Origin of the sequence: Halomonas sp. 3D7M, assembly GCF_014897885.1 — a bacterium.
In the GTDB taxonomy this organism is placed as follows: domain Bacteria; phylum Pseudomonadota; class Gammaproteobacteria; order Pseudomonadales; family Halomonadaceae; genus Vreelandella.
Window position 1 is genome coordinate 56,848 of sequence record NZ_JABUZF010000170.1, and the last position, 10,948, is coordinate 67,795.

Consider the following 10,948-nt stretch of genomic DNA (forward strand, 5'->3'; position numbering starts at 1 on the left):
AAAAAAACCCCGACCATCGCACTGGCCGGGGTTTTATCAGGTCCTCCTTGATTTTTCTTCACGAACCTCCTGTTCATGCGTCCTTGTGCACCACAAGCACTCCCTGCTTGCACTTCCTTGTAGCGCTATGTGTGCACAGTGCGCCCTATAGCCGTTGAGTTATCTAACCTAAGCTATGAAACAGAAAATAGTTCCAATTCATGGACCACGCAGGTCTCTAGAGCGCTTGCAGTAGTTTGAAACAAAAACATACAATCACGCAGGTTTGAACAATTTAAAGGACACCCCGTGACGACTCTCGTTTCTCGCGCGACCCAAAGCACTTCTAACTATAAGTACTTCACCCCCTGGTTAGCAGCGGCTTTCATTAGCATCGCATTCGCTGCCCCCGCATGGGGGGACAGCTGGGAAGGCAGTATAGGCGCAGGCGTAACCTACTCACCTGACTACCTGGGCAGCGACGACTATGAAACACAAGCGTGGCCTGTCCTTAACCTGACGTACGGCGACCAGCTCTCAATCAATGTGCGCGACGGTATTGAGTGGCACGCTATCCGTAGCGGAAACTGGACCGCCTCTCCGTTCATTGGCTACACCTTTGGGCGAGACAATAAGGGCGATATCAGCCGGTTTGAAAAAGTCGATGACGGAGCCACGTTAGGCTTGCGGATTAGCTATCAGCAAGGGTTCTGGCGCTATAGCGTTGCAGGCAGCACGCCGGTAAGCGGCGACGTTGAAGGCGCGAAATTTTCAGCCAATGCTGTTATGCGTATGCCGGTTAGCGAACGGACATTCTTCACGCTATCGCCCAGCGTTACCTATTCAAACGAGAAGTGGACCGAGTCGCTGTTTGGCGTATCAATGCAAGACAGCGTACGTAGCGGCGTGGCTGCTTATAACCCAGATAGCGGTTACTGGCGCATGGGGGTGAATGCCAGCCTTAGCTATTTCCTAACCCCTGAATGGACTGCTACCGGTTTCGTCGGCGCAACTCACCTGACTGGCAGCGCGGCCGACAGCCCAATAGTTGATGAGCTAGGTAGCGATTGGCAAGCCCTCACCGGAGTATCGCTAAGCTATCGTTTTTAAAATCGGTCGTTTTTAGAGTCGGGAGTTTTTGCGTTTCCCACGCGTAGCTGAATAGATAAAAAACGGCGGGCACACTGCCCGCCGTCATGCTTTCTAACGCTAAAAAACGTACTGCTTAACGGGCCTCCAGCCATGCCATTAGTGCTTCGGCGGTAGCCGCAGAAGAAGGCGGATTTTGGCCAGTAATTAGCTGGCCGTCTTCACGCACATACGGCGTAAAGTCATCTGCTTTGCTGTAGATGCCGCCGCACTGTTGCAACGCATCTTCCACCAAGTGCGGCACGATATCCGTCAGGCCAACCGCATCTTCTTCACCGTTAGTAAAGCCTGTGACTTGGCGCCCTTTTACCAGTGGTTCACCAAGACTATTTTTTGCATTAATCAACACGATAGGCGCATGGCATACCGACGCCACTGGTTTGCCCTGGGCAATAAAATTTTCGATCAGCTTGATGGAATCTTGATCGTTCACTAGGTCCCACAGCGGGCCATGACCACCGGGATAAAACACTGCATCGAAATCGCCCGCATACATATCGCTTAGGCGATGCGTTGCCGCTAGCGCCGCATTCGCTTCATCATCTTGCTTAAAGCGCCGCGTTTCACCGGTTTGGCTATCGTCTGCGTCACTTTTCGGGTCAAGTGGCGGCTGCCCACCGTTTGGCGAGGCCAGCGTTACGTCTGCACCTGCATCTTTAAAGACATAGTACGGCGCTGCTAGCTCTTCTAACCAAAAGCCAGTTTTTTCGCCGGTGTCTCCTAACTGATCATGTGATGTCAGCACCACCAAAATACGCTTGCTCATCTAATGACTCCTAAGTGTGAAGCGTGCGATAGCGTCTTGCGTTACTTACTCAACCTTGGGGCGTGTTTTCTGGGTTGCAAGGCGCATAACCTTTTCTACTCACTTGCGTTACAGCAGACTCTTCAGCGGCATCCAAAGCCCCATGGCGATCATGACAAGGTTTTCCGTCAACGAAATAAAGCCCAGCGGCACATTGCTATTACCGCCCGCACAGGCACATTTCAGTTCTCGCTTATCGATATACACCGCCTTAATCACCGACACAGCACCCACCGTACCAATGAACAGTGCCAGCGGTGCTGCCAGCCAGATCAATGCCCCCGCCAGCATCAAGATACCCGCAAAGGTTTCCGCATAGGGGTAAACATACCCATAGGGCACATAGCGCTTGGCCAGCAGATCGTAATTCAGAAACATGATGCTAAAGCTTTCCACGTCTTGAAGCTTCTGCAACCCAAGCAACACCATGGCGCTAGCCACTGCATATTCAGGTAATCGCGCAGTCAATAGCGCCCCATGGGCCAGCCAGCTAATCGCCAAACCAATCAACAGCGCCGTAGCAAAAATAGCGATCACTGGCCGATAGGATGTTTCCTGAGCACCCGGCACGTTTAAGCCCAAATACTCGCGCACCTCTTCATAGCCACCGATGCGCTTATCATCAACATAGGTTTGCGGCGTCGTATCGACCTGCTCTTTCGCTTTAAATGCATCGGTTTCGTCGCGGGATGTTAACGGGTGGTCATGCACCTCGTAGCCCTTACGCCGCAGCAATGAAACGGTTTTCAAACCAAAGGGGCACTGGTGCGCATCCGTTTTCATGCGATAAACATGTGCCGTTGCCATACTCCCTCCCTGTTGTGCAACAAAGTGCAGCCCATCATTCGCTGCCTAGGTATAAGGGTAGACACATTAGGCAAGCTTGCCGAACAGACTTTGGCGCTGACTCGTTACCTTCGATAAGATAGCTAAGTGAACTTCTTTTTTAGGTTAGCGAGCACGCCGTGAGCATTGAAGCACGAGAGTTTTACCGCCAAGGGCCAATGCACCGCCCGGAACGTGCCAGCAGCTTTGCGCTGATCCGTCGCCAGTTCGATTTTCGCTCAATTGAAATAGGCCGCTGGGTGACCACCGCAGAGCGCGACCGCGCCGCCGAACTTTTTCACGATGCGCTGTGCGATTTAATGCTGATACTGCACGGCAATGAAGCGCTGATTTAGCTGCGTGGCTCGTTAGCCCTACAGTACGGCAGCGGTGGTAGGCCCGGCGTTTCTGCCCATTACGCCCCCAGCCAGCGTAGCTTTTCGCTCGCCAAGAATGCAGGGCCTGGCAGCATTGCCCACGAATGGTTTCACGCCTTCGATCACTATATTGCCCAGAAGTGTTTTAACAACGTGCCGACTAGCACCTTCGCTTCGGCGGCATGGCTAGCAGATGCAGCCCCGATTAACCACCCGCTCAACCAGCGCCTACTCGCCTGCTTCCATGCTATTCTGCTTCACCCCGACGGCCAGCAGCCCAGCGCGCTTTTCAACCACTCCGTCGCCATGGACAAAGCTCACGGCCAGCTCTATTACAGCAAACCAGAAGAGCTATGCGCCCGAGCCTTTGAAGCTTTCGTGCAAGACGCCAGCATCAAAAACCACTTCCTGGTGAAAGGCACCAAAACCTCCCCTGAGGCAGAACACGGCCTATACCCACAAGGCGAACAGCGCGAACGCATCAACGCGCTATTCAGCGCCTATTTTGCCAGCTTGGGGAAAGCACTCAGTAAAGAGCGCCGTTCATAAAACGTGAGTTGTGCGAAACACGCCAATGGCGACTACGCTTCAATGACACTCATTTCTCAAAGGAAGAGAAAAATGCCCTCTACTACAACCATTGTGGTTATCGTTGTTGTGATCGTCGCCGTCGCAGGGATAGGTTTCAGCGGCATATTTCCCTTTTAAGGGGAACTGATACCAGCCTCACCCTGGCCACCTCATCGCCGAGTGCGGGGTGATTGAGAGGCTGCGGCTGGTGAGCGAGGACATCTTGCAGCCATCAATTCCGACGCGGCACCTCTCGGGGTTTAGATCAGTGGCGCGCTATAGGCCAGGGTGCCTGCCCGGCAAACGCCATACCGGGTTACCACAACAAACATAGGTCCCAGCGGAGTAGCGTGTACACCGCACTCGATATGAATCGGCTTACCTCGACTTTTATACTCGCCTGGGGTGACTGCTCAAGTGGTCATGTAACCTTGAACTGCCGCTTAACCCAAGCTCATGTGATACCTCGAGCAAGGAACGAGAATTCTCCAGCAACACTTTGCCCCGCTCCAATGTCAGGACCTGTCAAAAGCGCTTCGGAGTAGCACCCGCCCACCGACAAAACAATCTTTGAAAGTGATACGAACTCAAATTCACGTGGGCGGCTATCTCTTCAAGCCTGAGCTGATCAATTGCCCGATCAACCATATGATTCGGTCATAGCCTGACATGGCGCAGCCTCTCAGACACGATTTATGGATACACCGCCATCTACCAGCATCGCAGAACCCGTTGTGAAACTGGAGGCATCGGATGCTAAGTACAAGGCGGATTGAGCAATTTCATCTGGTGTCGCCATACGCTTGAGAGCATGCAGGTTATGCACAAACGCCAATGCTTCCGGCGTATTGGCAAATTCACGTCCCGCTGGTGTATCAGTACCACCGGGCAGAAGGGCATTGACCCGGATATTCTGAGGCCCATGCTCTGACGCCAGCACTTGAGTCAACCCAATAAGGCCCGCTTTACTGGCTGCGTAGGCAGCCATGCCAGGCATACCTGCGGTGTAACCAACGAAGGTAGAGGTGAAAATTAATGAACCTCCTTTTCGGGCAGCCATGGCGGGCAGTTGGTACTTTGCGCCCAAAAATGCGCTGGTTAAGTTGGTCGCAATAACCTGATTCCAGTCCGTATGCGACATCTCCGGGACAGGGCCCATAGCACCCAGGATAGCCGCATTGTTGAAAGCGATATCCAATCCGCCAAAGTGACTTACCGCCTTATCTACCAACGCTTTGGCAAAAGCTTCTTCGCTAACGTCGCCCGCAACTGCCAGCACCTGCCCGCCTTCCGCGTTGATTGCGTCTGCAAGGTCATCAAGCTCCTTTTGTCGCCTTGCGGCCACCACGACGGCAGCTCCTTCTTTCGCAAAAAGCTTCGCGGCTGCGTAACCAATTCCGGTGCTGGCACCGGTAACAATAGCTACTTTATTGGAAAGTATAGTCATCGTTATTCCTCTAGGATCTGCTTACTATAAAAGGGCATATGCCCGAACAGATGCCATATTAGGAGACCGAACGACTACTGCCGACCCGAATCTTGCTGTACTTCAAGGCGCTATAACAGTTTATTAGTGTGCATGCGCGTTAACATTATCGTCAGCCTTTGAAAATTGCGTATAAAAACAAACACACTACTCATAAACCATTGTTTTATTTATACTTATGCGAAACTTTGCCACCTTTCATGGGCAAAAACAGGACTAGCGTAGCGCAAACTGCATGTGGATAACTTAAATGGCAGGCACGAAAAAGCCCGCTGATTGCTCAGCGGGCTTTTTCTATATTCTGTGGCGGAGAGGGAGGGATTCGAACCCTCGAAGCCTTTCGACTTACACACTTTCCAGGCGTGCTCCTTCGACCACTCGGACACCTCTCCACTTTTTTGCTCGGTTGTTAAGGCGTTGCCTTTCCCAACAGAACGGCGCATATTCTATGGTCTAAGACCTAAAATAGCAAGCCTTTTAAAGATTTAAGCAACAGGCAGCACAGCGTAGCGCCCGCTGGCTTTCAGGCAGAGCGTGTCGCCACAGTAGAGCTGCTGAGTGAGCGCAATGCTGCCCCTGCCCCGCGCGTTAAGCTTTTCCGCTAGCTGCTCAGGGCCTTGGGAGTCGCTGGGAGTGCAAATGATGCGGTAGTCGCTAGTGACTGGCGCAAGAAAGCGCTGGCTGGCTTCGGCCACTACCACATCTTGCGCCCGCCCTTGGGCACGCAGCCATAGCGTTACCCAACACCAGCCCTGCAGCGTGGTTTGCGCCGTTAGCGCACCACCGAAGCCTGTGCCTTTGTCGTTGAGATTGGGGCTAAGCGCTAGCTGCCACATCAACGCCCCGCCCTCTTGGGCGGCGCTTTGGGTCATGCCTTGAATTCCCAGCGCGCCTACCATGGGAATTGCTTCCCCTAGCCACCGCTGAAAGGCGGCAAGGTCTTCCTGGGTTTCAGGGAGTGGCAAACGCGGGTAAGGCACTCCTGGTTGACGTGGCTGGCTCATGACCGTTAATCCCAACGCTCTACAAAGTCTTCCACATTGTGCTGAGGTAGCGGTTTATGGCGACCTGCTAGGCTACCCAGATAGATAAACGCGACCACTTCGTCATTTTCGTCTAGCGATAGACCTTTACGCACCACGGGGTCAAAGGCGTACTTACCGCTGCGCCACATGGCACCTAAGCCTAGCGCGTGGGCGGCCAGCAGAATGCCGTGGGCGGCGCATCCGGCGGAAATCACCTGCTCCATTTTCGGCACACCAGGAATATCCGGGGTGACCTTGGCAATCACGGCAATGATCATCGGTGCACGCAGCGGTTTTTTACGTGCGGAATTTAGCGTGTCATCGCTGGCACTAGGGTCTTCTTGAAATTCCGCTTCTGCAAACAACTCACCCAGGCGCTCGCGCCCTTCGCCGATAAATTCGATAAACCGCCAGGGGCGCAGCTCTTTATGGTCTGGGGCGCGCAGCGCAGCTTGGTAGATAGCGCTGAGCTGGTCGGCACTGGGCGCAGGCTCGGTGAGTTTCCCCATAGAGCTACGTTCGTGAAGCAGCGTGAGTGCGTCCATGATGACTCCCCTTTTATTGATCGTTGAGCGCTAGGTTAGCGCCGTTGTTACTGCCTTGCTAGGCGCAATGGGCTGGGCGGCGTTAACCCAGGGGTTGCTCGCCATGGGCTGATATCAAGCCCGCCGCGGCGCACATAGCGGGCCAACACCAGTAGCTCTTCAGGCTTAGCCAGCTGCATCAGGTCGGTAAAAATATGCTCGACACAGTGCTCGTGAAAGTCCTGATGCTGACGATAACCGATTAGATAGCGTAGCAGCCCTTCACGGTCGATTTTAGGGCCTTTATAGCGAATTAATACGCTACCCCAATCGGGTTGGCCAGTCACAGGGCAGTTAGATTTAAGTAGATGGGAATGCAGCGTCTCTTCAACGATCTCTTCGCTGACTGCCAAATGCGCTGCACTGGGAGTGTAATCGCTGATGTCGATATCCAGGTCATCCAGGCATTCGCCCGGCAAGCGCTGGGGGGCAAGCTCAGCGTCGTCTACCGCTAATAGCTCTACGCTAACGGCAGCACCCGCCGCGGCGGCTAGGTCGCGCATAAGCACACATTGCACCGCTTCTCGGCTTTCAAAGCGCGTTTGATTTAGGCTATTGAGATAGAGCTTCCAGGATTTAGACTCGATCAGGTTCGGTGAATTCGCAGGCAGGCGAAAACGGGCAACCGCCACGATGGGTTTACCACGGTTATTCAACCAGGAAACTTCAAACGCGTGCCACTCATCTTCCCCCACAAACGGCAGCTTATTGTCTTCAATGCCCAACGGGGCACGGTTAGCAGCACGGGGAATAGGATACAACAGCCCAGCGTCATAATGCTCTGGGTAGGCGGAATCGCGCCCTAAGGGCGCGTGTTCTAAGGTATCGGGGCGGTGTGCCATGACTGGTTGCTCTCTTGACTAGTTACTCTCTTGATTAGTAGCGCGCTTTCTACTGGGCGTTATCACACGTTTAACTGCGAATGCCTTTGCCGCGCTCTAGCATGGTAAGTGCCACCATAAACAGCACAACGATAAAGGCAAAGATAGCGGCCAGCGCCCAGACGACCGGAATGTCAGACACGCCTAAAAAGCCGTAGCGGAAGACGTTCACCATATACAATATTGGGTTGAGCATGGAGACGCCCTGCCAGAAATCGGGCAGCATCGAAATCGAGTAAAACACACCGCCTAAATACGTCAGCGGGGTCAAAATAAACGTCGGCACGATGGAGATATCATCGAATTTATTAGCCAACAGCGCGTTAATAAAACCGCCGATGGAAAACAGCGCCGAGGTCAGCACAACGACCAGCACCGTGAGCAGTGGATGCTCGACAGTTAAACGGGTAAAGAACAGCGACACCAACGTAACAATTAACCCCACCCCCAAGCCGCGGGCCATACCACCCAAAATAAAGCCGGATAAGATCACCCAGTTAGGCATGGGAGAGACCATCATCTCTTCAATAGAGCGCTGAAACTTATTGGAAAAAAAGCTAGAGGCCACGTTGGAGTAGCTGTTGGTGATCACCGACATCATAATCAGCCCTGGCACAATGAAGTCCATGTAGCTGAAGCCATCCATATCGCCAATGCGCGAACCAATCAAGTTACCGAAGATGATGAAGTACATCGCCATGGTGATTGATGGCGGCAGCAAGGTTTGCGGCCAAATCCGCGTAAAGCGTTTGATCTCTTTAAGCACTAAGGTCCACAGCGCAATGAGGGTCTGCGTTGCATTCATGCTCGCGCCTCCTGCTGCTTGCGTTGATCAATCGCTTGCTGGCTACTTTCCACCATGGAAACAAACATCTCCTCTAAGCGGTTGGCGCGGTTGCGCATGGAAACCACGTTTAGCCCCTGTTCGCTTAAGGCACTGAACACATCGTTAAGCTGCTGACCACGATGAATCACCAACGCTAGCTGGGAAGGCTCGATCTGCTGAATTTCAAACCCTTCAACGACGGGCGCTTGCTCAACTGGGGCGGACAAGTCGAGCAGGAAGGTTTCAGTGTTCAGCTCAGTCAACAGTTCACGCACACTGGTGTTACGCACGATTTCGCCTTGATTGATAATGGCGATATTGCGGCACAGGCTCTCGGCTTCTTCGAGGTAGTGTGTTGTGAGAATAATGGTAGTGCCCTCATCGCGATTAATACGCCGCATGTATTCCCACATACTGCGGCGCAGCTCGATGTCGACACCCGCTGTTGGCTCATCAAGAATCAGTAGCTTTGGGCGATGCATCAGCGCACGGGCAATCATCAAACGACGCTTCATACCGCCCGAAAGCATACGCGCACTGCCGTTGCGTTTGTCCCATAACCCAAGGTCAGTGAGCAGTTGCTTAGCACGGGGCAACGCCTCATTACGGGTCATTCCGTAATACCCCGCCTGGGCCAAAATGATATCAATGACCTTTTCAAACTGATTAAAATTGAATTCCTGGGGCACCACGCCAAGCTGGTATTTGGCTTTCGCGAAGTCTTTGTCGATGTCGATGCCAAAAATCGACACCCTACCGGCGGATTTCTGCACCAGCGAGCAGACCACCCCCAGGGTGGTCGACTTACCCGCGCCGTTGGGTCCTAACAAAGCAAAAAAATCGCCCTGCTGGACATCTAAATCAATACCTTTTAACGCTTGAAAGCCGTTGCCATACACTTTTGTGAGGCCACGGATAGACAATGCCGGTTCGGCCATGAATATGTCCTGTCAGCAAATGGGGAGCACAAGAAAAACAAGTTAGACGAGAGGATATCGGGGCATCCGTATGTTTTTTCAAGTCGCTCGAAAGACGGCCACGCGAAAATATCGCCAATTGATGTGCGATACAGTGTTCAAAAAACACAGGGAAAACAAGCAATAAAGGAGGAGAAAGGGAGTGTTTGTTTGGAGCGGGAAAATAGATTCGACCGGGCTGGCGCTCCAGCTCTCGACCCTTGGCACCGATGTAAAACCGTTGTATGGAGCGGGAAAAGAGATTCGAACTCTCGACCCTCGCCTTGGCAAGGCGATGCTCTACCACTGAGCTATTCCCGCAATTCCGATACCTTGACGACCTCTTACTCTATACCACTAACTCTATAAGAGTAAGTGGCGTCCCATAGGGGGTTCGAACCCCTGTTACCGCCGTGAAAGGGCGGTGTCCTAGACCACTAGACGAATGGGACGTTTCATTGCCTCGTCGAGGTGGCGCGTATATTACTCAGCCCTTAATGTGCTGTCAAGCACTCTGAAATCGAAACGTTTTATCCTGCCACGAGTCGCGCCTTCAAAATGGGGTGCTTTGATCACCCCTAGCACTTTATGTAAGAGCACCCGCTTATTTCTCATACACTTACTACACCGTCACGGTAATGTCGCTAGCGTGTAAACGCCACACTGGCGGTTTTCTTACCTTTCACACATGCTGAACCTGGACAGGCTATCTACTGTCACTCTGCGTAGTGATACGCTAGCCTGCTTAGTAAGCCTCTGTTTAACGGTAACCAGAGGGAGAGGAGATCCCCATGGCGAAAATAGAAAAATCCCCTGATGAATGGCGCAAGCAACTCACCCCGGAACAGTACCATGTGGCACGTGAGAAAGGCACTGAACGCCCCTTCACCGGAGATTATCAGGTCAGTGATGCTCAAGGTATTTACCACTGTGTGTGCTGCCATGCGCCGCTGTTTGAAAACGAACATAAGTTTGATGCGGGTTGCGGCTGGCCAAGCTTTGATCGCCCACTGGGAACACGTTGCATTGAAGAGCATAGCGACACCTCCCACGGCATGCGGCGCACTGAAGTCGTTTGCTCCCACTGCGACGCCCATCTGGGTCACGTATTTCCCGATGGTCCGCCAGACACGACGGGGTTGCGCTACTGCATCAATTCGGTGTCACTAGAGTTTCATCCTGACGAGTAATCGTCACTAAATCCTCGTTCAACGTCAGAAAGGCGGGCGCCATCTGCTAGAATGGCAGCCCGCTTTTTTTGTGCCCGTTTTTCGTGCTTGTATTTGCTTTGCGCTAATTAGGAGAAACTCATGCTCGGCTGGTTCCCCGGACATATGAACAAGGCCCGCCGCCAGATTAAGGACGCGCTGCCCGAAATTGATGTCGTAATTGAAGTACTTGATGCGCGCCTGCCCTACTCCAGCGCCAACCCGATGCTGGCCGAGCTGACTCGCCATAAGCCGGTATTGAAGATTTTGTCGCGGG

The 10,948-nt window shown here is 53.0% G+C and carries 11 protein-coding genes, 3 tRNA genes and 2 pseudogenes; 4 read left to right on the plus strand and 12 right to left on the minus strand.

Features of this window, described 5'->3' with window-relative positions; all coding sequences use genetic code 11:
- The first annotated feature begins 288 nt into the window (after nucleotides 1-288).
- A complete protein-coding gene (locus tag INT22_RS08925; protein ID WP_193068084.1) occupies nucleotides 289-1,089 on the plus strand; it encodes a MipA/OmpV family protein in 801 nt (266 codons plus the stop codon).
- Nucleotides 1,090-1,204: 115 nt separating this feature from the next.
- On the opposite strand, the gene INT22_RS08930 is transcribed toward INT22_RS08925, so the two are convergent.
- Both INT22_RS08930 and INT22_RS08935 read right to left on the minus strand, forming a co-directional pair.
- Entirely contained in the window at nucleotides 1,205-1,894 is a 690-nt protein-coding gene (locus tag INT22_RS08930) for a type 1 glutamine amidotransferase domain-containing protein (RefSeq protein WP_193068085.1), read from the minus strand.
- Between the two features lie 108 nt (nucleotides 1,895-2,002).
- On the minus strand, nucleotides 2,003-2,740 hold the full coding sequence (locus tag INT22_RS08935; RefSeq protein ID WP_193068086.1) for a MauE/DoxX family redox-associated membrane protein: 738 nt from the start codon (nucleotides 2,738-2,740) through the stop codon (nucleotides 2,003-2,005).
- 158 nt (nucleotides 2,741-2,898) lie between these two features.
- Between INT22_RS08935 and INT22_RS08940 the strand changes: the two are divergent.
- Nucleotides 2,899-3,684 (plus strand): annotated as a pseudogene (locus tag INT22_RS08940) (CLCA_X family protein).
- Nucleotides 3,685-4,230: 546 nt separating this feature from the next.
- Here INT22_RS08940 and INT22_RS20570 read toward each other — a convergent pair.
- From INT22_RS20570 to INT22_RS08990, 10 genes are all read right to left on the minus strand, one after another.
- A complete protein-coding gene (locus tag INT22_RS20570) occupies nucleotides 4,231-4,353 on the minus strand; it encodes an AraC family transcriptional regulator (RefSeq protein ID WP_226912544.1) in 123 nt (40 codons plus the stop codon).
- A gap of 34 nt (nucleotides 4,354-4,387) precedes the next feature.
- On the minus strand, nucleotides 4,388-5,152 hold the full coding sequence (locus tag INT22_RS08950; protein WP_193068087.1) for an SDR family oxidoreductase: 765 nt from the start codon (nucleotides 5,150-5,152) through the stop codon (nucleotides 4,388-4,390).
- Between the two features lie 343 nt (nucleotides 5,153-5,495).
- Nucleotides 5,496-5,583: transfer RNA gene (locus INT22_RS08955), tRNA-Ser, on the minus strand.
- Between the two features lie 93 nt (nucleotides 5,584-5,676).
- Complete coding sequence (locus INT22_RS08960) at nucleotides 5,677-6,195, minus strand: YiiD C-terminal domain-containing protein (protein WP_193068088.1); 519 nt, start codon at nucleotides 6,193-6,195, stop codon at nucleotides 5,677-5,679.
- Between the two features lie 5 nt (nucleotides 6,196-6,200).
- Complete coding sequence (locus INT22_RS08965; protein ID WP_089038705.1) at nucleotides 6,201-6,761, minus strand: nitroreductase family protein; 561 nt, start codon at nucleotides 6,759-6,761, stop codon at nucleotides 6,201-6,203.
- A gap of 47 nt (nucleotides 6,762-6,808) precedes the next feature.
- A complete protein-coding gene (gene queF / locus INT22_RS08970) occupies nucleotides 6,809-7,642 on the minus strand; it encodes an NADPH-dependent 7-cyano-7-deazaguanine reductase QueF (protein ID WP_193068089.1) in 834 nt (277 codons plus the stop codon).
- A 70-nt stretch (nucleotides 7,643-7,712) separates the two neighbouring features.
- Entirely contained in the window at nucleotides 7,713-8,486 is a 774-nt protein-coding gene (locus INT22_RS08975) for an ABC transporter permease (protein ID WP_038482594.1), read from the minus strand.
- Entirely contained in the window at nucleotides 8,483-9,445 is a 963-nt protein-coding gene (locus INT22_RS08980; protein WP_193061629.1) for an ABC transporter ATP-binding protein, read from the minus strand. Before INT22_RS08980 ends, INT22_RS08975 begins: the two co-directional genes overlap by 4 nt.
- Before the next feature lie 264 nt (nucleotides 9,446-9,709).
- A tRNA-Gly gene (locus INT22_RS08985) sits at nucleotides 9,710-9,784 on the minus strand.
- A 55-nt stretch (nucleotides 9,785-9,839) separates the two neighbouring features.
- Nucleotides 9,840-9,915: transfer RNA gene (locus INT22_RS08990), tRNA-Glu, on the minus strand.
- A 339-nt stretch (nucleotides 9,916-10,254) separates the two neighbouring features.
- Here INT22_RS08990 and msrB point away from each other — a divergent pair.
- Complete coding sequence (gene msrB, locus INT22_RS08995; protein WP_038482587.1) at nucleotides 10,255-10,653, plus strand: peptide-methionine (R)-S-oxide reductase MsrB; 399 nt, start codon at nucleotides 10,255-10,257, stop codon at nucleotides 10,651-10,653.
- Nucleotides 10,654-10,773: 120 nt separating this feature from the next.
- A pseudogene (locus INT22_RS20575) lies at nucleotides 10,774-10,948 on the plus strand (ribosome biogenesis GTPase YlqF); the annotation flags it as partial.

Excerpts from the sequence above, each read along its gene's own strand:
- INT22_RS08930 (WP_193068085.1), bottom strand. The coding sequence starts at position 1,894 with ATGAGCAAGCGTATTTTGGTGGTGCTGACATCACATGATCAGTTAGGA.
- INT22_RS08935 (WP_193068086.1), bottom strand. The coding sequence starts at position 2,740 with ATGGCAACGGCACATGTTTATCGCATGAAAACGGATGCGCACCAGTGC.
- INT22_RS20570 (WP_226912544.1), bottom strand. The coding sequence starts at position 4,353 with ATGGTTGATCGGGCAATTGATCAGCTCAGGCTTGAAGAGATAGCCGCC.
- INT22_RS08950 (WP_193068087.1), bottom strand. The coding sequence starts at position 5,152 with ATGACTATACTTTCCAATAAAGTAGCTATTGTTACCGGTGCCAGCACC.
- INT22_RS08960 (WP_193068088.1), bottom strand. The coding sequence starts at position 6,195 with ATGAGCCAGCCACGTCAACCAGGAGTGCCTTACCCGCGTTTGCCACTC.
- INT22_RS08965 (WP_089038705.1), bottom strand. The coding sequence starts at position 6,761 with ATGGACGCACTCACGCTGCTTCACGAACGTAGCTCTATGGGGAAACTC.
- queF (WP_193068089.1), bottom strand. The coding sequence starts at position 7,642 with ATGGCACACCGCCCCGATACCTTAGAACACGCGCCCTTAGGGCGCGAT.
- INT22_RS08975 (WP_038482594.1), bottom strand. The coding sequence starts at position 8,486 with ATGAATGCAACGCAGACCCTCATTGCGCTGTGGACCTTAGTGCTTAAA.
- INT22_RS08980 (WP_193061629.1), bottom strand. The coding sequence starts at position 9,445 with ATGGCCGAACCGGCATTGTCTATCCGTGGCCTCACAAAAGTGTATGGC.
- msrB (WP_038482587.1), top strand. The coding sequence starts at position 10,255 with ATGGCGAAAATAGAAAAATCCCCTGATGAATGGCGCAAGCAACTCACC.